The sequence below is a fragment of the Kitasatospora sp. NPDC023176 genome, from assembly GCF_055560495.1.
On record NZ_JBVHIP010000044.1, the window covers coordinates 20,634 to 42,327 of the forward strand.

The window sequence follows — 21,694 nt, forward strand, 5'->3', positions numbered from 1 at the left end:
CTTCTCAGAGCATTATTTGAGCTTGCCGTCCTGGTGATCAGGGACTCCGACCCCCGGGCGCGACCGTTCCCGCAGGTGTGGTGCCGCCTTGGGGCGAAATCGGAGGCGGTGGCGGGCTGCTTGCGGCTAGCGTGCGATTGATGACTGAGACTGCACTGACGATCCGTGACTTCCGCCCCGACGACGCCGAGGCGGTGGCCGCCGCGCACCGGGCCGGGCGCGAGCACCTGGTGATGAGCGCCGAGGCCCTGCCGTGGCTGAACGCCCAGCCGAATCCCGACGAGCACTTCCGTACCTTCGTCGCCGAGTTGGACGGCCGGGTGGTCGGCGCGGTGCGCTGCGCGGTGGTGCTCGGGACGTCGACCGCCGGCGTCGGCTACGCCAACGGCAGCGTGCTGCCGGAGTTCCGCCGGCGCGGCGCGGCCACCGCGCTGCTGGCCGCGGCCGAACGGCACCTGGCCGGCCACGGGGTGGCCGAACTGCACACCTGGCTGGACGACGAGCCGGCCCCGCTGGCCTTCGCCGCCGCCCGGGGCTACGAACTGGGGCGTTCCGCGCAGTTCGGCGGGCGGGACCTGACGCTGCCGCTGCCGCAGGCCCCGGTGCGGCCGGCCGGCGTGGAGCTGCGCCCGGCGACCGACTGGGCGGACGATCCGCGCCCGCTGTTCCTGGTGGAGGCGGACGCGATCCGGGACGAGCCCGGCGAGCTGCCGATGGACGCCCTGGCCTACGAGGAGTGGCTCCGCGGTGACTGGGCCCGACCGGACCTGGATCGGGGGCTGACGGTGGTCGCCGTGGTGGACGGCGAGCCGGCCGCGTTCAGCCTGGCGCAGACCGACGGGGTGGATCGCTACTGGTCCGCGTTCACCGCCTGCCGCCGGGAGTTCCGCGGCCGCGGGCTGAGCAAGCTGGCGAAGCTGGAGTCGCTGCGGCTCGCGGCGGCGGCGGGCTACCGGCGCGCGTACACCAGCAACGACACCACCAATGCGCCGATGCTGGCGATCAACGCGTGGCTCGGGTACGAGCGCTGCGCGGGGGAGCGCAAGGGCATCAAGCGCCTGAAGTGACCCTCGACAGGTCGACTGTGACGTTCGGTGTCGGCGGGAGGGGGTAATTCCAGCCACGGGCGGGGACATGACCAGGGCGCACAGTTCGTGGTCGAGTCTTCCTCCAGGGGGATCATATGGAGATCCTGCTGCAGGTGCTGATCGCATCGGTTCCGGCCGTGATCGGCTTCCTCGCGGCCCGCTCGCTAGCCCGTACCAGGCTGTTCCTGCGCTACGGCTTCCTGCGGGCGATGCTGGCGCCGTACGGTCGGGTGCAGATCGTCATCCCCAGCCTGGAGGTGGCGGAGTTCGCCGTCACCTCCGACGGCTGCCAGCTGACCAGCCGCGGGCCGAAGAACGTGCTGTTCGTGCCGATGGCCGAGGCCAGGGCGATAGCTGAACTGACCGACCTGCTGCGGAAGGTCAACCGCAAGGCGACGATCGAGCTGGTGGTGGCCGGGGCGCAGGACCCGCGGATGCCGACCTTCTCGATCGGCGGTCCGAGCGTCAACTCCTACTCCGGCGGCGTGCTGGACGCGGTGTTCCCGGACTTCGCGATCGAGTACCCGGACGAGGCCCGCGCCCGCTGGGGCGGGATGACCTTCGAGGCGCTGTACGGCCCGACCGGGGAACTGGTCCGCGACCACGGCTTCATCTTCATCACCCGCACCCCCCGGCACGCGCCCTGCATCGTGCTCTGCGGGGTGTTCGCCTTCGGTTCGGCGATGGCGGTGGAGGCGCTGACCACGGCGAACCGGACTTCCCCGCTGGCGGTGCTGTTCCGCTCGGGGGAGAAAGGATTCGTCGCGGTGGAGGGGCGGGTGATCGGCCTGGACACGGTGGACGTCACGGTCGAGGTCTGCCGGGTCCTGCCCGCGCCGCGGTCCGACGTCCCGTCAGGATTCCGGGGCGAAGTGTCCATCAGTCATCCCGAGCAGTGAGACGATTGGTCTCGACCACGTGGTGCGAATCCGGACAGTGCGGGAGAGACCGGGGCATGAACTCCAGCTGTTCGTACAGCTTTTGCCCCATCCCTGACGCAACATGGGCATAATCGCGCGCATGACGATCAACCGTGCGAACGTGAGCGCGATTGCCGAGGACCTGTATGTGTGGCTCCCCCCGAAGCGGGGCTGGGGCCTGGCCAACTGCGGCCTGCTGGCCTCCGAGACCACCGCGCTCTGGATCGACACCCCGTACGACCCCTCGCTGGCCGGGGAGTTCCTCGCCGCCAGTCGGCGCCTGCTGCCGACCGGGGCCGACATCGACCGGGTAGTCGTCACCCACGCCAACGGCGACCACTTGTGGGGTGCCGGGGTGCTCCCGGACGCCGAGGTGATCGCCACCCGCGAGGCGCTGGAGCACATCCACTGGGAGCCCACCCCCCAGCAGCAGCACGCCCTGCTCACCAACAGCGACCCGGACTCCCCGCTCGGCGGCTACCTCCGGGAGCACTTCGGCGGCTTCGACTGGTCCACCACCCAGCCGGTGCACCCGGACACCGTCTTCACCGGCGAGCTGGAGCTGACGGTCGGCCGCTACCCGGTGCGGATCACCAGCCTGCCCGCCGCCCACACCGGCGGCGACCTGATGGTCCACCTCCCGCACCAGCGCGCGGTGTTCACCGGGGACGTGATCTTCTCCTCCACCCCCGAGCAGCCCGGCGACCACCCCTCGCACTGGGCCGGCCCGCTGGAGAACATCATCGGCGCCTGCGAACAGGCCCTCGCCACCGGTGCGGAGATCTTCGTCCCCGGCCACGGCCCGGTACTCGACCGCGACGGCGTCCAGGAGCACATCGGCTACCTGGAGTACGTCCGCGAGCGCGCCCACGCCCTGCACGCCGCCGGGATACCCGCGCTGGACGCCGCCCGGCGGGTGATCGCCGAGCAGTGCCACCCCGAACTCGGCCTGCCCGAGCGGCTGGTGCTCACGGTCGCGGCCGAGTACCGGCACCTGGACGGCTCCGCGCTGCCCGGCATCCTGGACGCCATGGGCGAGGTCGCCCTGGTGGCCCGCGAACTGGCCGAGGACTCCACCCGCGTCCCGCGCCCGCGCGCTGGCCGGAGCTGACAGCCGGGGCGCGTACCGGCGCCCGCACCCCGCACCCCGTATCCGCACCCGAGCCCGCACTCGCGCACCCCGCTCCCGCGTCCCGCCCGGAACCGAACCCCGGGCGACGGGCGACGGCCCAGGCCCAGCACCAAGGACACCCGAGGACTCCGATGACGCAGATCGCGCTGATCGCCCTGGCGCTGGTCGCCGCCGCGGCCACGGTCGTGCTCTCCCACAGCCGGGCCAAGGCCGTCGGCCGGGCGGTGGCCGCCGAGGCCGCGCTCGGCCACGGCGAGCAGCAGGCCCGCGCCGCGGAAGCCAAACTCGCCCGCGCCGAACGACAGTTGAACGACGCCCAGGAGGCCGTACGGAACGCCGCCGAGCAGGCCCGGCGAGCCGAGGAACACACCCGGGCCGCCGACCAGCGGGGCGCCGCCGCCAACGCCCGGGCCAAGGAGGCGAACGCCGGCGTCGGGGAGGCGAACGCCCGGGCCGAGGAGGCCGAGGCCCGGCAGGCCACCGCCGACCGGCGCGCCGCCGCGCTGCTCGCCGAGATCGGCCACCTCGCCCAGGAGCGGGTCTCCGCCACCGCCGTCCGGCTGACCCACACCAACGCCCCGCTGGTCGGCCCGCTGGACGCGCGGACCGTCGGCCCCGAGGGCGTCCGGGCCCTGCAGTTCGTCCTGGACGCCACCACCGCGGCCCTCGCCGACGAGCGCGAGCGGGTCGACGCCGCCGCCCGGGCCGCCATGCGCGGCGCCACCTCCCGGATCCAGACCCTGCTGTACCAGATCCAGAGCCTGGTCCAGCAGCTCCAGCACGACAACGACGACCCCCGGCTGCTGGAGGTCGACTTCCGCAACGAGGTCGCGCTGCGCCGGATCCAGACCGTCGCCGTGCTCTGCGAGGCCTGGCCTGGCCTGGCCCGGACCGACTCCCCGCTCGCCGAGGTGGTCGTCGGCGCGCTCTCCCGGGTGCCCGGCTACGCCCGGATCAAGGTCGCCAACCACCTGCGGGAGCAGCGGCTGGCCGTGGTCGCCCGGGCCGCCGAGCCGATCGCCATCGCCATCGCCGAACTGCTCGCCAACGCCACCGCCTACTCCCACCCGGAGACCGACGTCCCGGTCACCGTCCAGCAGGGCGGCCGCGGCGCGCTGGTGATCGTCGACGACAGCGGCATCGGCATGGACGAGGACCAGCTGCGCCGGGCCCGCCGGCTGCTGGCCGGCCCGGCGGACGTGCTGCTCACCGAACTGGGCAACCCGCCCAAGACCGGCTTCGCGGTGGTCGGCAAGCTGGCCCGCCAGTACGGCTTCACCTGCCACATCGAGCCCTCGCCGTACGGCGGCATGCGGACCATCCTGCGGATCCCGGCCGCGCTGGTGACGACGGTGGACGACGAGCAGCCGCTGTCGGTGCTCACCCCGCTGCCGCTGCGGGCCGGCAACGGCCCGGTCCCGGCGCCCGCCGTCGCGGCCGTCCCGCCGATGCGCGACGCCGACGAGCAGGAGCCGCCGGTGCTCGCCGACCGCCACAACCAGCCCGGCCCGCACCCGGCACCCGCCATCCACGTGGTGCCCGACCCCGATGCGGGCGCCGCCCCCGACGGGGACGGCAGCGGCCTGCCCAGTCGGCGCCGGCGCCGTCCGCTCACCAACGAGGAGCCGGGGACGGCCCCGGGAGCGCCGGCGGCGGAGCCGGCGGGCGGCCCGGGGGAGCGGCCCGCACCGTACGTCCGCAGCCCCGAGCAGGCCGCCGCCCACTGGCAGGCACTGCAACGCGGCACCGACTCCGGCCGGGCCGCCGCCTCCGCCGCCGGTGCCGCCGGCAGCGCCGGGACCCGTGAGCCGGGCGACACCACCGCGACCGGCGGGAGCAGCAGCACCGGCGGCCGCGACGCCAGTGACCACACCACCGGACCGACCTTAGAAGGAGCCGAGCAGTGAGCAGCTCGCCCAGCCCGACCGCCGCCGAGATCTCCTGGGTGCTGAGCCCGCTGCTGGAGCTGCCGGGGGTGCTGCACGCGGTGGTCGCCACCGGTGACGGCCTCGTCGAGGCCGCCTCCGACGGCCTCGGCCGGGCCTCCGCCGAGCGGGTCGCCGCGATGACGGCCACCGTGCACGCCGCCGCCCGCGCCTTCACCACCGCGTTCACCGACACCGAGCGGCCGCGGCTGGCCCAGACCGTGGTGGAGTCCGACCTCGGCTACGCCATCGTCGTCCCCGCCGGAGAGAACACCTCGCTCGCCGTGTTCACCGCCCCGGACGCCCAGCTCGGCAACGTGGCCTACCAGATGCAGCTCCAGGTCGCCGCCCTGGGCCGGGCGCTCGCGAGCCCGCCCCGGCAGCAGAGCGCCGGGCCGCAGGGCGCCGGCCGGCGGGCCACCGGGCAGCGGGCCGCCGGGTCGCAGGGCACCGCCGCCGGGTCATGAACGAGCGTGCGCGGATGAGTGAGCGAAGCGAGGTGGAAGCATGAGCGCCGTCCCCCGCAGGCGGATGGTGCCTGCCTACCTGGCCACCGGCGGCCGCAGCCGCCCCGGCACCGAGGGCTTCGAGCGGCTGACCGTGCTGTTCGCGGACCGGGCCGACCGGGCCGAACCGCCGGCCGACCTCGAACCCGAACACCGCCGGCTCTGGGAACTGCTGCGCCCCGGCGCGCTGACGGTGGTGGAGGCCGCCGCGCACCTGAGCCTGCCGGTCAGCGCCACCGTCTTCCTGGCAGCCGACCTGGTCGAGGCCGGCTGCCTGCACGCCCGCGCGCCGATCCCGCGGGCCCAGCAGACCGACCGCTCCATCGTCGAGAGGCTCCTCGTTGGACTCCGTGCGCTCCGGTGACCCCGGCCCCGGCTCTCCCGCCGGGCGGTCGCGCCGGGTGGGCTACCTGCCCGACCGGGACCAGACACTGATGAAGCTGGTGGTCGCCGGCCCGTTCGGGGTCGGCAAGACCACGCTCATCCGCACCCTCTCCGAGATCGCCACCCTGCACACCGAGGAGGCGATGACCGAGACCGGACGGCCGGTGGACGACCTGGCGGGCCTGCCCGAGAAGTCCACCACCACCGTCGCGGTGGACTTCGGCCGGCTCACGCTGCCCGGCAACACGGTGCTCTACATGTTCGGCACCCCCGGCCAGCGGCGCTTCTTCCCGCTGTGGCAGGACATCGCCCGCGGCGCCCTGGGCGCCCTGGTGCTGGCCGACACCCGCCGGCTGGCCGACTCCTTCGAGATCATGGACATGGTCGAGGAGCAGGGCCTGCCGTACGCCGTCGCCGTCAACCGCTTCCCGGACTCCCCGGACCACCCGCCCGAGGTGCTGCGCGCCCACCTGGACCTGCACGCGGCGACCCCGCTGCTGCTGTGCGACGCGCGCGAGCGCGGCAGCAGCATCGACGCGCTGATCGCCCTGGCCGAGCACGTCCTCGACACCCTGCCCGCAGGCCCCGACACCCACGAGGGACAGTGACCACCGAAACCCGACCGACCCCGATCTACGGCCCGGTCTTCGCCGCCGACCCCCAGCTGGTGTACGAGCGGCTGCGCCGCCACGGCGCGGTCGCCCCGGTGGAGATCGCCCCCGGGGTCGCGGCCCTGCTGGTCACCGACTACCGGGCCGCCCTGGACTTACTGCGCGACACCGACACCTTCTCCAAGGACTCCCGCGCCTGGCAGGCGACCGTCCCGCCGGACTCCCCGCTGCTGCCGGTGCTCGGCTACCGCCCGACCGCGCTGTTCAGCGACGGCGCGACGCACGCCCGCTACCGCGCGGTGATCACCGACGGCCTCGCCCTCTTCGAACCGCACCGGCTGCAACGCCAGGTCGCCGAGGTCGCCCACCAGCTGATCGACCGCTTCGCGGCGGTCGGCAGCGCCGACCTGATCGCCGAGTACGCCCGCCAGCTGCCCGCCTTCGTGCTGACCACCTGGTTCGGGGTGCCCGAGGAGGAGCACGCCCAGGTGGTCGCCGCGATCACCGGGCTGATCGAGTCCACCGCGAAGGCCGGCGCCGCGTACGGCAAGCTCGTCGCGGTGGTCACCGCGATGGTCGCCGAGCGCCGCGAGCGCCCCCGGCACGACCTCGCCTCCTGGTTCGTCACCCACCCGGTCGGGCTGGACGACGACGAGGTGATCCGGCAGATCACCCTGACCATGATCGCCGGACACGAGCCGACCACCAACCTGATCGGCAACGCCCTGCTGCGCCTGCTCACCGACGCCCGTTACGCCGGCTCGCTGTTCGGCGGCGCGATGACCGCCCACCAGGCGATCGACGAGGTGCTGTGGCACGAGCCGCCGTTGGCCAACCTCTCCGCCCACTATCCGCGGTACGACATCACCTTCCACGGCCGGGAGATCGCGGCCGGCTCGCTGGTGCTGGTCTCGTACGCGGCCGCCAACTCCCAGGCCGCGCCGCCGACCGACGGCGACGGGCTGCGCAGCGGCGAGAGCGCCCACCTGGCCTGGGCGGCCGGCCCGCACGCCTGCCCGGCCCGGGACCCGGCCCTGCTGATCGCGATCACCGCCATCGAGCAGCTGACCAGCCGGCTCAGCGACCTCGAACTCGCCACTCCGGCCGAGGAGTTGCTCTGGCGCCCGGGGCCCTTCCACCGAGCCCTGGTGCACCTGCCGGTCCGCTTCGCGCCGCTGGCCGGATAGCCCGAAGGCCCGGACGGCGATCGTCCGGGCCTTCGGTGCCGGCTGCTACTCGGCCGGCCGCAGCGTCAGCGAGATGCTGTTGATGCAGTACCGCTGGTCGGTCGGCGTGCCGTAGCCCTCACCCTCGAAGACGTGCCCCAGGTGCCCGCCGCACTTGGCGCAGCGCACCTCGACCCGGCGCATGCCGAGGGTGGTGTCCTCGATGTACTGGACCCGGTCCTCGGCCAGCGGCGCGTAGTACGAGGGCCAGCCGCAGTGGCTGTCGAACTTGGTCTCGGAGCTGAACAGCTCCGCCCCGCAGGCCCGGCAGCCGTACACGCCGACCGTCTTGGTGTCGGTGTACTCGCCGACGAACGGGCGCTCGGTGCCCGCCTCGCGGAGCACGTGGTACTCCTCGGGGCTGAGCTGGGCGCGCCACTCGGCCTCGGTCTTCTGGATCTCGTAGCTCATCACGACTCCCGCTCGGCGTACGTCGGACCTTGTCGGACGTTGTCAGACGTTGGAGGCAACGTTCGCGAGGTGCTTCAGAATTTCGGGCCCGAGGTTGGTGACGTCGCCGGCGCCCATGGTGAGCAGCAGGTCGCCCGAGCGGGCCAGGCCGGCCAGCAGGGCGGGGGCGGCGGCGAAGTCGTGCTCGGGGGTGACGTCGGCGCCGGCCCGGCGGGCGGCGTCGATGATCAGCTCGCTGGTGACGCCCGGGATCGGGTCCTCGCGGGCCGGGTAGATGTCCAGCACCACCGAGGCGTCGGCCAGCGCCAGGGCCTGGCCCATCTCCTCGGCGAGCTGCTGGGTGCGGCTGAACAGGTGCGGCTGGAAGACCACCAGCACCCGGCCCGCGCCCTCCAGGCCCTCGCGGATGGCCTCCAGATCGGCGGTCATCTCGGTCGGGTGGTGGGCGTAGGAGTCGATCACCTGGACGCCGGCCGCCTCGCCCTTGAGCTGGAGGCGGCGGCGCACGCCGGTGTAGGCGCCGAGCGCCTTGGCCAGGTCGGCGGCCGGGACGCCCAGCGCGACGCCGGCGGCCAGCGCGGCGACCGCGTTGTGGGCGTAGTGCCGGCCGGGCACCGAGACGGTGAAGGCCAGCTCGGCGCCGTCCAGTTCCACGGTGACCTCGCTGGTCATACCGCGGGCGACGACGGACAGGACGCGCAGGTCGGCGTCCTCGGCGGCGCCGACGGTGACCACGTTGAGCCCCTCGCGGCCGGCCACCCGGGCGGTCAGCTCGCGGGCGCCGTCGTGGTCGGCGGAGACCACCAGGGTGCCGCCGGGGGTGATCCGGCCGACGAAGGTCTCGAAGGACTCGTAGATCTCGTCGATCGAGGCGTAGTTGGCGTGGTGGTCCAGCTCCACGTTGAGCACGATCGCCACCTCGGGCGCGTACTTGTGGAAGCTGCGGTCGCTCTCGTCGGCCTCGGCGACGAAGATCTCGCCGGTGCCGTGCTGGGCGTTGGAGCCGGGCGCGTCGAGGTCGCCGCCGATCGCGTAGGACGGCTCCAGACCCAGCTCGCCGAGGGCGACGGCGAGCATGCTGGTGGTGGTGGTCTTGCCGTGGGTGCCGGCCACCGCCAGCGCCCGGCGGCCGCCCATCAGCGCGGCCAGCGCGTCGGAGCGGTGCACTACCGGGATGCCGCGCTCGTGGGCGGCGACCAGCTCCGGGTTGTCGGCGCGGATCGCGCTGGAGACCACGATGCTGCTGGCGCCGTCCGGCACGTGCTCGGCGGCGTGGCCGACGTGCACCGCGGCGCCGAGGGCGCGCAGCGCGAGGACGGTCTCGGACTCCTTGGAGTCGCTGCCGGAGACGCTGGCACCGCGCACTGCGAGGATCTTCGCCAGGCCGGACATCCCGGCGCCGCCGATGCCGATGAAGTGCGGGGCGTGCAGGTCGTGCGCGGCGTCGTTCAAGGCGTGGCTCCGTACGGGCGATGGCTGTGTGGGCAGATGGGTCCGGCGAGGTGCGGGACGCGCGAGAGGTGCGACGCGTACGAGACGCGCGAATCGTCCTCGCGGAGGGACCGCAAGGACGATTCTGCACCACCGGCGCGCGGTGCTACGCGGAGCTACGAGTCGCTGGCGAACAGCCGCAGCACCGGCACCCCCACCTTGTGGCGGGCCTGGGAGGCCCAGTCGCGGTGGAAGAACTCCTCCACGAAGTGCGGTGAGGTGAGCACCACCACCTCGTCCGCCCGGTGCTCCTCGACCGCCGCGCGCAGCCGGTCCAGCGGCTTCTCCTCGACCAGCTCGCCGATCGCCTCGGCGCCGGCCCGGCGCAGGTGGCGCAGGCTGTGCTCGAGCGATTCGCCGGCCACGGTCGGGCCGCCCTCGGACTCGTCGTGCTCGTGCACCACCTTGTCGAGGTGGCCGAGGGCGACGTCGTCGAGCGCCCGCAGCAGTTCGTCCTGCTTGCCGCGCGGCTGCATCAGGACGACGAAGGACACCTTCTCGTCGCTGTGGAGCGTGGTGACGAGCTCCACGTCCGCGTCCGAGAGCGCCTTTTCGATCATCAGTACCGTCTTGAACACGTGAGTCCCTTCCAGTGGCCGGCCCCCGGGCCCCGGCATCGCATAACGGGATCACGATCGGGGGGTCACGGGGTCATCCGAACCCAGGTGACGCAGGTAGCGAGTGAAGAGGAATCCTTTCTGCTCGATCAATGAGACCAGCCGCATCCGCTGCACGTCAGGCATTTCCGCATCGTGGACGATGCGCGGCGCGTCGCCGCCGGTGAGCAGCGGGGCCAGCGACAGGCACAGCTCGTCCAGCAGGCCCGCCGCCGCCAGCTGCCCCAGCAGCCGCGGTCCGCCCTCGGTCAGCAGCCGCGTCCAGCCCCGTTCCACCAGGGCCGCCACGCCCGTCCGCAGGTCCACCGAGCCGCGCCCGGCGAGCACCAGGTCGGCCACCGCGGCGACCTCCCGGCGGCGCTCCTCGGGGGCGTCCTCGACGGTGATCACCACCGTCCTGACCAGCGGTTCCGTGAACAGCGGCGCGCCCAGGTCGAGGTTCAGCGAACGGCTCACGACCGCGATCGCCGGGGCCGTCGACTGCCCCGCCGCCGCCCGCGCGGCCGCGAACTCCCGGCGCGCCCGGGCCGGCCGGTAACCCTCCGCCCGGACCGTCTCGGCGCCCACCAGCACCACGTCCGACAGGGCCCGCAGCACGCCGAAGATCCGCTTGTCGGCGTCGCCGGACAGCCCCTCGGACAGCCCGTCGAGCTTCGCCGCGCCGTCCAGCCCGGCCACCATGTTGGCGCGCAGCCACGGGCGCCCCCGATTCACCTGGTCGGGGTACGCGTAGACGGCGGCGAGCGATTCCAGGTCGGACGGATCCGCGACCGGAGCGCCCAGCGGGCTGATCAACTGGTGCATGCCCTCAGTGTTCCACCGCGGGTCCTCCGGAGGGGTTTCAGGGGCGACCGGGACCAGGCGTACCCTCTACTACCGTGCCCGCAGCCTCCCGCCCCGCCACCGCGACCGAGTCGATAGCCGCCGCGAGCGCGGCCGGCGCCCCGATCGCGCTCACCGACCGCGGCCCCGTCGTGCCCGCCGAGCGCCTGGTCGCCGAGATGGTCCCGCCGCCCCGGTTCGCCGACGTGAGCTTCGGGACGTACATCCCGGACCAGACCCAGCCCAGCCAGTACGAGGCCGTCCAGGTCCTGGAGGAGTTCGCGGCGACCCTCGGAGGAGGAAACGGTTCCGCGCCCAAGCGCAGCTGGTTCCGCCGCTCCGCCCCCGCGCCCACCGGCCCGGCCGGGGTCTACCTCGACGGCGGCTACGGCGTCGGCAAGACCCACCTGCTCGCCTCGCTCTGGCACGCCGCCCCCGGCCCCAAGGCCTTCGGCACCTTCGTCGAGCTGACCAACCTGGTAGGCGCGCTCGGCTTCCAGCAGGCCGTCCAGACCCTCTCCGGGCACACCCTGCTGTGCATCGACGAGTTCGAACTGGACGACCCGGGCGACACCGTACTGGTCTCCACCCTGCTCGGCCGGCTGGTCGAGAACGGCGTCAAGCTGTGCGCCACCTCGAACACCCTGCCGGAGAAGCTCGGCGAGGGCCGCTTCGCCGCCGCCGACTTCCTGCGCGAGATCCAGGGCCTGTCCGCGCACTTCCGCCCGATGCGGATCGACGGCCAGGACTACCGCCACCGCGGCCTGCCCGACGCCCCGCCGCCGTACGCCGACGACGCCGTCGAGGCCGTCGCCACCCGCACCCCCGGCGCCTCGCTGGACGACTTCGACGCCCTGCTCGCCCACCTCCCCGCCGTCCACCCCAGCCGCTACGGCGCGCTGCTGGACGACGTCACGGCGGTCTGCCTGCGCGGCGTGCGGCAGGTCGACGACCAGTCCACCGCCCTGCGCCTGGTCGTCCTCGCCGACCGGATGTACGACCGCGAACTGCCCATCACCGCCTCCGGCCTGCCCTTCGACCAGGTCTTCCCGGAGGACATGCTGCGCGGCGGCTACCGCAAGAAGTACCTGCGCGCCATCTCCCGCCTGGTCGCCCTCGCCCGCGACAGCGAGAAGCTGAAGCAGGGATGAACCCCTTCCGGGGCGGGGGCCACGAGCTCGACCTCGGCAACGGCGCCACCGAGGTGCTGGTCGAGGTCCTGATGCTCGCGGTCACCGCCCCGGCCCGGGACGACTGGCAGCACGCCTTCGCCGCCGAGCTGGCCCGCCAGGACCAGAACCTGATGGGCCGCGGCACGGTCGGCCTCGACCTCGACGCGCTCGACTGGGGCCCGGACCCGGAACGCGGCCGGGCCTTCGCCCTCGCCGTGGTCGATCTCGCCCTCACCCACCACCGCTGTGACGAGCTCGACTACCACCCCGCGTCCGCCGAGGCCGACCTCCACGCCCTGCGCCGCATCCTCACCGCGAGCGGGGTGGACCCGACCCGGCCGCTGATCGAACTGCTCGCCGCGGCTTTCGACGCCGCGGTCCGCATCGACCCGGCCCGCGAGCCTGCCAGAAGGTTCGAGGCCCACGCGGCCTGACCGGAACGGCGTCGGTTGTCGGTGGGGGGTCGTACGGTGGAGGCGTGCGTCCCATCACGAGTATTGAGCGGTCCGTGGCGCCCTTCGAGGTCGTCAGCCCTTTCCAGCCGAACGGTGACCAGCCGGCGGCGATCGCCGAGCTGGAACGGCGGATCAGGGGAGGGGAGAAGGACGTCGTGCTGCTCGGTGCCACCGGCACCGGCAAGTCGGCCACCACGGCCTGGATGATCGAGAAGCTTCAGCGCCCCACCCTGGTGATGGCGCCGAACAAGACCCTGGCGGCCCAGCTGGCGAACGAGTTCCGCGAGCTGCTGCCCAACAACGCCGTCGAGTACTTCGTCTCGTACTACGACTACTACCAGCCCGAGGCGTACGTCCCGCAGACGGACACCTACATCGAGAAGGACTCCTCGATCAACGAGGAGGTCGAGCGGCTGCGGCACTCGGCGACCAACTCGCTGCTCACCCGCCGCGACGTGATCGTGGTCGCCTCCGTCTCCTGCATCTACGGCCTCGGCACCCCGCAGGAGTACGTGGACCGGATGGTTCCGCTCAAGGTCGGCCAGGAGATCGACCGCGACGTCCTGCTGCGCCGCTTCGTGGACATCCAGTACGCCCGCAACGACGTGGCCTTCACCCGCGGCACCTTCCGGGTCCGCGGCGACACCATCGAGATCTTCCCGGTCTACGAGGAGCTCGCCGTCCGGATCGAGATGTTCGGCGACGAGATCGAGTCGCTCTACACCCTGCACCCGCTCACCGGCGAGATCATCAGCCAGGACGAGCAGATCTACGTCTTCCCCGCCTCGCACTACGTGGCCGGCCCCGAGCGCATGGAGCGGGCGATCACCGGCATCGAGCAGGAGCTGGAGCAGACGCTCGGCAAGCTGGAGAAGCAGGGCAAGCTGCTGGAGGCCCAGCGGCTGCGGATGCGCACCACCTACGACATCGAGATGCTGCGCCAGATCGGCACCTGCTCGGGCGTCGAGAACTACTCGATGCACTTCGACGGCCGCGAGCCCGGCTCGGCGCCGAACACCCTGCTGGACTACTTCCCGGAGGACTTCCTCCTGGTCATCGACGAGTCGCACGTCACCGTGCCGCAGATCGGCGCGATGTACGAGGGCGACGCCTCGCGCAAGCGCACGCTGGTGGAGCACGGCTTCCGGCTGCCGTCCGCGATGGACAACCGCCCGCTGAAGTGGGAGGAGTTCCTGGGGCGGACCGGCCAGACGGTGTACCTGTCGGCGACGCCGGGCCCGTACGAGCTGTCGCGCGGTGACGGGCAGGTCGAGCAGATCATCCGCCCGACCGGTCTGATCGACCCCGAGGTGATCGTCAAGCCGACCGAGGGCCAGATCGACGACCTGGTGCACGAGGTCCGTCAGCGGGTCGAGCGGGACGAGCGCGTCCTGGTGACCACGCTGACCAAGAAGATGGCCGAGGACCTCACCGACTACATGCTGGGCCTGGACATCCGGGTCCGGTACCTGCACAGCGACGTGGACACCCTGCGCCGGGTGGAGCTGCTGCGCGAGCTGCGGGCCGGCCGGTACGACGTGCTGGTCGGCATCAACCTGCTGCGCGAGGGCCTGGACCTGCCCGAGGTGTCGCTGGTGGCGATCCTGGACGCGGACAAGGAGGGCTTCCTGCGCTCCGGCACGTCGCTGATCCAGACGATCGGCCGTGCCGCCCGTAACGTCTCCGGCCAGGTGCACATGTACGCGGACCGGATCACCCCGTCGATGGAGAAGGCGATCGACGAGACCAACCGCCGCCGGGCCGTGCAGCAGGCCTACAACAAGGAGCACGGGATCGACCCGCAGCCGCTGCGGAAGAAGATCGGCGACATCCTGGACACCCTGGCCCGGGAGGACGTGGACACCGACGAGCTGCTCTCCACCGGCTACCGCGGGGCGGGCCAGAAGGGCGGCAAGGCCCCGGTGCCGATGCTGGGCGCGGAGCGCAAGCCGGCCAAGTCGCTGCCGGCCGCCGAGCTGGCCGAGCTGATCCAGGAGATGACGGACCGGATGCACACGGCCGCCGCCGACCTGCAGTTCGAGGTGGCGGCCCGGCTGCGCGACGAGGTCAAGGAGTTGAAGAAGGAGCTGCGGCAGATGCGCGAGGCCGGTGTGGCCTGATCGCGGGGCGCCGGGCTTGGCCGGTTCGGCACCGGTCAAGCTCGGCGGTGTCTCAGCCTTGCCACAAACCGGGTAACCCGGAGGAGTCGCGGGTGCCGCAGGCCCTAGGCTGGCCTGCGGCATCGCGCCCTCGGGACGGGGTCGCGGGCCGTCAGCAGAGGGGGCCTCAGCCGGGGGACGGCGACGGGGTGTTCCACCGGGGAGCCGTGCGGCAGCGACCGCGTGGCCGGCAGAGAGGACAACGTCGTGTCGGTGAACCTGGCCAAGGGGCAGCGGGTCAGCCTCCAGAAGGGGGCGGGCGCCACCCTGACCGTGGTGCGGATGGGGCTGGGCTGGCAGGCCGCCCCGAAGCGGGGCCTGTTCGGCAGCCGGACCAGGAAGATCGACCTGGACGCCTCGGCGCTGCTGTACGCCGAGCGGACCCCGTCCGACGTGGTGTTCTTCCAGCACCTGGAGTCCACCGACGGTTCGGTGTGGCACACCGGGGACAACCTGGAGGGTGGCTCGGGCGACGAGGACGACGAGGCGATCCTGGTCGACCTGCTGCACGTGCCGCCGCACATCACCCAGGTGGTGTTCACGGTCAGCTCGTACACCGGGCAGACCTTCGCCGAGGTGCGCCAGGCGCACTGCCGGCTGGTGGACGAGACCACCGGGCTGGAGCTGGCCCGGTACGAGCTGGCGGGCGGCGGGCCGCACACCGGGCAGATCATGGCGAAGGTGGTCCGGGACGGCAACGGCGGCTGGGAGATGCAGGCGATCGGCGCCCCGGCGAAGGGGCGGACCTTCCAGGACCTGCTGCCGGCGATCGAGCCGTTCCTCTGACGGTTCTTTACCTTCTTTACCTTTCCTTGCCTCCCCTGTTACTCTCGATGGCAGCGGAGGGGAGTATTCCTCGACAGCCGACCCCGTCATCACGGGTGCCCGTCGTGGCACCCCGGGGCGCTGGTCCCGGGTGAGCCTGTGGGCGGAAGAGACCTCCGGCAGTGACGATCTGTCTCGCCTAGCTGCCGGAGGAGCAGTAATGGACGTTTCCGTAACCATGTGGGCCACCACGATCGGTGTGCTGATCGCACTGATCGCGGCGGACTTCTTCATCGGAGGGCGCAAGCCGCACGAGGTCTCGATCAAGGAGGCCGGGATCTGGACGGTCGTCTGGGTCGTGCTGGCCCTGCTCTTCGGCGGTTTCCTCTGGTGGCACTCCGGCGGGCGGCCGGCGGGTGAGTTCTTCGCCGGCTACATCACCGAGAAGTCGCTCAGCGTCGACAACCTCTTCGTGTTCATCCTGATCATGGGCAAGTTCGCGGTGCCGAAGATCTACCAGCAGCGCGTGCTGATGTTCGGTGTGATCATCGCGCTGGTGCTGCGGGCGGGGTTCATCGCCGGCGGTGCCGCGCTGGTCACCCAGTTCTCCTGGGTGTTCTTCCTCTTCGGCGCCTTCCTGATCTGGACCGCCTGGAAGCTGATCAAGGAAGCCAGGGCCGACGAGGAAGAGGAGGAGTTCGAGGAGAACCGGCTGCTCAAGTCGATCACCCGGCGCTTCCCGTCCACCGACGACTACCGCGGCACCAAGCTGTTCGTGGTGGAGAACGGCCGCCGGCTGATCACCCCGATGCTGATCGTCATGCTGGCGATCGGCACCACGGACGTGCTGTTCGCCCTGGACTCGATCCCGGCCATCTTCGGCCTGACCCAGGACCCGTACATCGTCTTCACCGCCAACGCCTTCGCCCTGATGGGCCTGCGCCAGCTGTACTTCCTGATCGGCGGGCTGCTGAAGAAGCTGGTCCACCTGAGCTACGGCCTCTCGGTGATCCTCGGCTTCATCGGCGTGAAGCTGGTGCTGCACGCCGCCCACGAGGCCGGCGCGCACGTCCCGGAGATCGGCATCCCGTTCTCGCTGGGCTTCATCGTGGTGGTGCTGGCCGTGACGACGGTGACCAGCCTGATGGCCTCGAAGAAGGCCGAGCGCGCCGAGCAGGCCGAGCAGACCGAGCAGGCCGAGCGGCGGGAGCCCGAGAAGCTGGACGCCTGAGCCGTCCGACGACCGCGCGGGGGCCCCGCGACGCAGACCGCGTCGCGGGGCCCCCGCGCGTCCGGGCGCGCTACCAGCCCCGCTCGCGCCACTCGTCGAGGTGCGGGCGCTCCGCGCCGAGGGTGGTGTCGTTGCCGTGGCCGGGGTAGACCCAGGCCTCGTCGGGCAGGACGTCGAAGATCTTCTCGGTGACGTCCCGGAAGAGGGTCTTGAAGGCCTCCGGGTCGCCCCAGGTGTTGCCGACGCCGCCCGGGAAGAGGCAGTCGCCGGTGAACACGTGCGGGTGGCCCTGGGGGTCGTCGTAGACCAGCACGATCGCGCCCGGGGTGTGCCCGACCAGGTGCCGGACGGTGAGCCCGACCTCCCCGACCCGCAGCGTGTCGCCGTCCGCGAGCCGCAGCTCGGTGGGCACGTCGATGCCCTCGGCGTCGTGCTCCCCGGCGGCGGTGCGGGCGCCGGTGGTGGCGACCACCTCGGCCAGCGCCCCCCAGTGGTCGTGGTGCCGGTGGGTGGTGACCACGGTCGCGAGCTCGTCCCCGACCGTCTCCAGCAGCGCCGGGGCGTCGGCGGCCGCGTCGATCAGCAGCTGCTCGTCGGTGGCCCGGCAGCGCAGCAGGTAGGCGTTGTTGTCGTACGGGCCGACGGCCACCTTGGTGATGATCAGGTGGGCCAGCTCCCGCACGTCCGGCGGCCCGCCGACCTTGACCGCTCCGTGGTACGTCATCCGTCCGCTCCTCGTCCGGGTCCGGTTGCTACAGGGTTCAGGATCATCCTCGCGCCGTCAGCCCAGCGGGGGAAGCTGGGGGAGCGCGGTGTCGGGGGTGCGCTTCAGGTCGGCGCCGTCGGAGCGGCCGGAGAGCCAGGCGAGGAGGGCGCGGACGGGGCCCTGGACGGTCAGGGCGGGCTCGCCGGTGCCGATCAGGCCGCGGTCCCCGGTGTCCTCGGTGACCAGCTCGACGGCGGGCAGGTCGGCGCCGGCCAGCTTGGCGACGAGCTTGCGGAACTCGACGACCGCGAAGGCCTCCGGCCAGCGGGCGGGGGTGTAGCCGCCGTCCAGGTCGACCGCGTGGTACTCGAGCTCGCCGAGGCGCTTCCAGACGAGCTCCCAGGCCGGGAAGACCGCGCCCGAGCGGTGCCGCACCTCGGCGGCCCAGTCCTCGTCGGTCATCAGCGCGGCCGCGGCGAGGAAGCGCTCGTCGGACTCGCGCAGGTCGGCGAGCTGCTCGTCCAGCGGGCGGCCGGCGCCCTCCTGGATGTCCTCCTCGCGGGCGTTCTCGCTGGCGTACTGCGGGATGTCGGTGCCGGTGCGGGCGCCGGTCAGCAGGTTGACCAGGGAGTCGGCGTTGCGGGCGATGTGGGTCAGGACGTGGCCGCGGGTCCAGCCGGGGAGCGCGGAGGGCTCGGTGACGGCCTCCGGCTTGAGCTCGGCGACGGTCTGCAACAGCTCCCGGGTGCTGTCCGCCACCAGGGCGAGCCGCTCGGCGGCGTGGGCGGCTGCGGACTGCGGGTCGGTCATCGAATCTGCCTTCTGTACGGGGCGGCGCGTTGCCCGGAGCGGGCCTCGCTCGTTGACCCGTCGACGCTACCGCCGAATCCGAGCCCTGAGCAGGGCCTTTTTCGGTCCGGGTACGGACGGTCCGGCGGGCGCTCTCACTCGTTCGGGTGGACTCCGCTGGACAAAGTCGAGATTCGAACGTCTGAGCTATAGGCTGGCTGCCGCATCCTGGAAGAAGAACACCCCACACACCGCAAGCCCTCTCGTCCGGAGAAAGGCGCCAGAAGCAGTGGCCGACCGCCTCATCGTCCGCGGTGCTCGCGAGCACAACCTCAAGAACGTCTCGCTCGACCTGCCCCGCGACTCCCTCATCGTCTTCACGGGCCTCTCCGGCTCCGGCAAGTCCTCGCTCGCCTTCGACACGATCTTCGCCGAGGGCCAGCGCCGCTACGTCGAGTCGTTGTCCTCGTACGCCCGCCAGTTCCTCGGGCAGATGGACAAGCCCGACGTGGACTTCATCGAAGGCCTCTCCCCGGCCGTCTCGATCGACCAGAAGTCCACCAACCGCAACCCCCGTTCGACCGTCGGCACGATCACCGAGGTCTACGACTACCTGCGCCTGCTGTTCGCCCGGATCGGCAAGCCGCACTGCCCGCACTGCGGCCGCCCGATCGCCAAGCAGTCGCCGCAGGCGATCGTCGACAAGGTGCTGGAGCTGGCCGAGGGCACCCGGTTCCAGGTGCTCAGCCCGGTGGTGCGCGAGCGCAAGGGCGAGTTCGTCGACCTGTTCGCCGACCTCCAGTCCAAGGGCTACTCGCGCGCCCGGGTCGACGGCGAGACGATCCAGCTCGCCGAGCCGCCGAAGCTCAAGAAGCAGGAGAAGCACACCGTCGAGGTGGTCATCGACCGCCTGACCGTCAAGGAGAGCGCCAAGCGCCGGCTCACCGACTCGGTGGAGACGGCCCTGCGGCTCTCCGGCGGCATGGTCGTGCTCGACTTCGTCGACCTCCCGGAGGACGACCCGGAGCGCGAGCGGATGTACTCCGAGCACCTCTACTGCCCGTACGACGACGTGTCGTTCGAGGAGCTGGAGCCGCGCTCGTTCTCCTTCAACTCGCCGTTCGGCGCCTGCCCGGACTGCTCGGGCCTGGGCAACCGGATGGAGGTCGACCCGGAGCTGGTCGTGCCGGACGTCGAGCGCTCGCTCGACGAGGGCGCGATCCACCCCTGGTCGGCCGGGCACGCCAAGGAGTACTTCCAGCGCCTGATCGACGCGCTGGCCGAGGAGCTGGGCTTCCGCACCGACCTCCCCTGGGCCGGGCTGCCCGCCCGCGCCAAGAAGGCGCTGCTGTACGGGCACAAGCACCAGGTGCAGGTCCGCTACCGCAACCGCTTCGGCCGCGAGCGCTCGTACAGCACCGGCTTCGAGGGCGCCGTCCCGTTCATCCAGCGCCGGCACACCGAGGCGGAGAGCGACAGCAGCCGCGAGCGCTTCGAGGGCTACATGCGCGAGGTGCCCTGCCCGACCTGCCAGGGCACCCGGCTCAAGCCGGTGGTGCTCGCGGTCACCGTCGAGGAGAAGTCGATCGCCGACGTCTCGTCGATGTCGATCAGCGACTGCGCCGAGTTCCTGGGCGCGATGAAGCTCAACGACCGGGACAAGCAGATCGCCGAGCGGGTCCTCAAGGAGGTCAACGAGCGGCTGCGCTTCCTGGTCGACGTCGGCCTGGACTACCTGTCGCTGGACCGTGCGGCCGGCACCCTGTCCGGCGGCGAGGCCCAGCGCATCCGGCTGGCCACCCAGATCGGCTCCGGCCTGGTCGGCGTGCTGTACGTGCTGGACGAGCCGTCCATCGGCCTGCACCAGCGGGACAACCACCGGCTGATCGAGACGCTGGTGCGGCTGCGCGACATCGGCAACACCCTGATCGTGGTCGAGCACGACGAGGACACCATCAAGACCGCGGACTGGGTGGTGGACATCGGCCCGGGCGCCGGCGAGCACGGCGGCAAAGTGGTGCACTCCGGTTCGCTGAAGCAGCTGCTGACCAACAAGGAGTCGCTGACCGGCCAGTACCTCTCCGGCAAGCGGTCCATCCCGATCCCGGCGGGCCGCCGCGACCGGGACAAGAAGCGCCAGCTGACCGTCCACGGCGCCCGCGAGCACAACCTCAAGGACGTCACGGTCGGCTTCCCGCTCGGGACGCTCACCGCGATCACCGGGGTCTCCGGCTCCGGGAAGTCGACGCTGGTCAACGACATCCTCTACACCCACCTCGCCCGGGAGCTGAACGGCGCCCGCAGCGTGCCCGGCCGGCACACCCGGATCACCGGCACCGACCTGGTGGACAAGGTGGTGCACGTCGACCAGTCGCCGATCGGCCGCACCCCGCGGTCCAACCCGGCCACCTACACCGGGGTGTTCGACCACGTCCGACGGCTCTTCGCGGAGACCCAGGAGGCCAAGGTCCGGGGCTACCTGCCCGGCCGGTTCTCGTTCAACGTCAAGGGCGGCCGCTGCGAGAACTGCACCGGTGACGGCACCATCAAGATCGAGATGAACTTCCTGCCGGACGTCTACGTGCCGTGCGAGGTCTGCCACGGCGCCCGGTACAACCGGGAGACGCTGGAGGTGCACTACAAGGGCAAGTCCATCGCCGAGGTGCTGGACATGCCGATCGAGGAGGCGCTGTCCTTCTTCGAGGCCGTCCCGGCGATCGCCCGCCACCTGCGGACGCTCAACGACGTCGGCCTCGGCTACGTCCGGCTCGGCCAGTCCGCGCCGACGCTCTCCGGCGGCGAGGCGCAGCGCGTCAAGCTCGCCTCCGAGCTGCAGAAGCGCTCCACCGGGCGGACGGTCTACGTGCTGGACGAGCCCACCACCGGCCTGCACTTCGAGGACATCAGCAAGCTGATCACGGTGCTCAGCGGGCTGGTCGACAAGGGCAACACGGTGATCGTGATCGAGCACAACCTCGACGTGATCAAGACCGCCGACTGGGTCGTCGACATGGGCCCCGAGGGCGGCTCCGGCGGTGGCATGGTGGTCGCCGAGGGCACCCCCGAGCAGATCGCGGCCGTCCCGGAGAGCCACACCGGCAAGTTCCTCCGGGACATCCTGCCGGGCGACTTCGCGGACGCCCCGGTCCCGGCGCCCGCCAGGAAGGCACCGGCCAAGAAGGCGGCCGCCAAGAAGGCCCCGAGCAAGCGGGCCGTCGCGGCGAAGAAGTGACCCCGACCGCCCCGCCGCTCCCAGGACGTCCCGGGAGCGGCGGGGCGCGTGC

20 protein-coding genes are annotated in these 21,694 nt (G+C 72.1%); 14 read left to right on the forward strand and 6 right to left on the reverse strand.

From position 1 onward, the window contains the following. The first annotated feature begins 140 nt into the window (after positions 1–140). From ACZ3YL_RS37035 to ACZ3YL_RS37070, 8 genes are all read left to right on the forward strand, one after another. On the forward strand, positions 141–1,067 hold the full coding sequence (locus ACZ3YL_RS37035) for a GNAT family N-acetyltransferase (protein WP_465661893.1): 927 nt from the start codon (positions 141–143) through the stop codon (positions 1,065–1,067). Between the two features lie 116 nt (positions 1,068–1,183). After that, positions 1,184–1,987, forward strand: a complete 804-nt coding sequence (locus ACZ3YL_RS37040; RefSeq protein WP_188306045.1) for a hypothetical protein — start codon at positions 1,184–1,186, stop codon at positions 1,985–1,987. Between the two features lie 121 nt (positions 1,988–2,108). Beyond that, complete coding sequence (locus ACZ3YL_RS37045; RefSeq protein WP_465661895.1) at positions 2,109–3,119, forward strand: MBL fold metallo-hydrolase; 1,011 nt, start codon at positions 2,109–2,111, stop codon at positions 3,117–3,119. Between the two features lie 152 nt (positions 3,120–3,271). Next, the gene (locus ACZ3YL_RS37050; protein ID WP_465661897.1) at positions 3,272–5,047 is read left to right on the forward strand and encodes an ATP-binding protein; all 1,776 of its coding nucleotides are present in this window, start codon (positions 3,272–3,274) and stop codon (positions 5,045–5,047) included. Then, entirely contained in the window at positions 5,044–5,532 is a 489-nt protein-coding gene (locus tag ACZ3YL_RS37055; protein WP_188308925.1) for a roadblock/LC7 domain-containing protein, read from the forward strand. The genes ACZ3YL_RS37050 and ACZ3YL_RS37055 overlap by 4 nt, the downstream gene beginning before the upstream one ends. 40 nt (positions 5,533–5,572) lie before the next feature. Continuing rightward, positions 5,573–5,935 (forward strand): DUF742 domain-containing protein, encoded by a 363-nt coding sequence (locus ACZ3YL_RS37060; protein ID WP_188308924.1) that lies wholly within the window; start codon positions 5,573–5,575, stop codon positions 5,933–5,935. A gap of 70 nt (positions 5,936–6,005) precedes the next feature. Continuing rightward, positions 6,006–6,563: a GTP-binding protein gene (locus tag ACZ3YL_RS37065; protein ID WP_188308932.1), complete on the forward strand. Its 558-nt coding sequence runs from the start codon at positions 6,006–6,008 to the stop codon at positions 6,561–6,563. After that, positions 6,560–7,753, forward strand: coding sequence for a cytochrome P450 (locus tag ACZ3YL_RS37070; RefSeq protein ID WP_465661899.1), 1,194 nt, complete (start codon positions 6,560–6,562; stop codon positions 7,751–7,753). The genes ACZ3YL_RS37065 and ACZ3YL_RS37070 overlap by 4 nt, the downstream gene beginning before the upstream one ends. A 45-nt stretch (positions 7,754–7,798) precedes the next feature. Here ACZ3YL_RS37070 and msrB read toward each other — a convergent pair whose 3' ends face one another. From msrB to ACZ3YL_RS37090, 4 genes are all read right to left on the reverse strand, one after another. Continuing rightward, on the reverse strand, positions 7,799–8,203 hold the full coding sequence (gene msrB / locus ACZ3YL_RS37075) for a peptide-methionine (R)-S-oxide reductase MsrB (RefSeq protein ID WP_188308922.1): 405 nt from the start codon (positions 8,201–8,203) through the stop codon (positions 7,799–7,801). Positions 8,204–8,245: 42 nt separating this feature from the next. Next, the gene (murC, locus tag ACZ3YL_RS37080; protein ID WP_465661928.1) at positions 8,246–9,634 is read right to left on the reverse strand and encodes a UDP-N-acetylmuramate--L-alanine ligase; all 1,389 of its coding nucleotides are present in this window, start codon (positions 9,632–9,634) and stop codon (positions 8,246–8,248) included. Positions 9,635–9,810: 176 nt separating this feature from the next. After that, entirely contained in the window at positions 9,811–10,272 is a 462-nt protein-coding gene (locus ACZ3YL_RS37085; protein WP_188308921.1) for an indole-3-glycerol phosphate synthase, read from the reverse strand. A gap of 51 nt (positions 10,273–10,323) precedes the next feature. Continuing rightward, complete coding sequence (locus ACZ3YL_RS37090) at positions 10,324–11,115, reverse strand: pyrimidine reductase family protein (RefSeq protein WP_188308920.1); 792 nt, start codon at positions 11,113–11,115, stop codon at positions 10,324–10,326. A 113-nt stretch (positions 11,116–11,228) separates the two neighbouring features. Here ACZ3YL_RS37090 and zapE point away from each other — a divergent pair, with 113 nt between their 5' ends. The 5 genes from zapE (at position 11,229) to ACZ3YL_RS37115 (ending at position 16,915) form a co-directional block, all read left to right on the forward strand. Further along, a complete protein-coding gene (zapE, locus tag ACZ3YL_RS37095; protein ID WP_465661930.1) occupies positions 11,229–12,284 on the forward strand; it encodes a cell division protein ZapE in 1,056 nt (351 codons plus the stop codon). Beyond that, entirely contained in the window at positions 12,281–12,739 is a 459-nt protein-coding gene (locus tag ACZ3YL_RS37100) for a hypothetical protein (protein WP_465661901.1), read from the forward strand. The genes zapE and ACZ3YL_RS37100 overlap by 4 nt, the downstream gene beginning before the upstream one ends. A 44-nt stretch (positions 12,740–12,783) precedes the next feature. Then, complete coding sequence (gene uvrB, locus ACZ3YL_RS37105) at positions 12,784–14,880, forward strand: excinuclease ABC subunit UvrB (RefSeq protein WP_188308917.1); 2,097 nt, start codon at positions 12,784–12,786, stop codon at positions 14,878–14,880. A gap of 246 nt (positions 14,881–15,126) precedes the next feature. Continuing rightward, complete coding sequence (locus tag ACZ3YL_RS37110) at positions 15,127–15,705, forward strand: TerD family protein (protein WP_188308916.1); 579 nt, start codon at positions 15,127–15,129, stop codon at positions 15,703–15,705. Positions 15,706–15,904: 199 nt separating this feature from the next. Beyond that, on the forward strand, positions 15,905–16,915 hold the full coding sequence (locus ACZ3YL_RS37115) for a TerC family protein (protein ID WP_188308915.1): 1,011 nt from the start codon (positions 15,905–15,907) through the stop codon (positions 16,913–16,915). Positions 16,916–16,985: 70 nt separating this feature from the next. Here ACZ3YL_RS37115 and ACZ3YL_RS37120 read toward each other — a convergent pair whose 3' ends face one another. Both ACZ3YL_RS37120 and ACZ3YL_RS37125 read right to left on the reverse strand, forming a co-directional pair. Continuing rightward, the gene (locus ACZ3YL_RS37120; RefSeq protein WP_465661903.1) at positions 16,986–17,639 is read right to left on the reverse strand and encodes an MBL fold metallo-hydrolase; all 654 of its coding nucleotides are present in this window, start codon (positions 17,637–17,639) and stop codon (positions 16,986–16,988) included. Between the two features lie 57 nt (positions 17,640–17,696). Next, a complete protein-coding gene (locus ACZ3YL_RS37125) occupies positions 17,697–18,431 on the reverse strand; it encodes a maleylpyruvate isomerase family mycothiol-dependent enzyme (RefSeq protein WP_188308913.1) in 735 nt (244 codons plus the stop codon). A gap of 268 nt (positions 18,432–18,699) precedes the next feature. Here ACZ3YL_RS37125 and uvrA point away from each other — a divergent pair, with 268 nt between their 5' ends. Further along, on the forward strand, positions 18,700–21,642 hold the full coding sequence (gene uvrA / locus ACZ3YL_RS37130; protein ID WP_465661905.1) for an excinuclease ABC subunit UvrA: 2,943 nt from the start codon (positions 18,700–18,702) through the stop codon (positions 21,640–21,642). Positions 21,643–21,694: the final 52 nt, after the last annotated feature.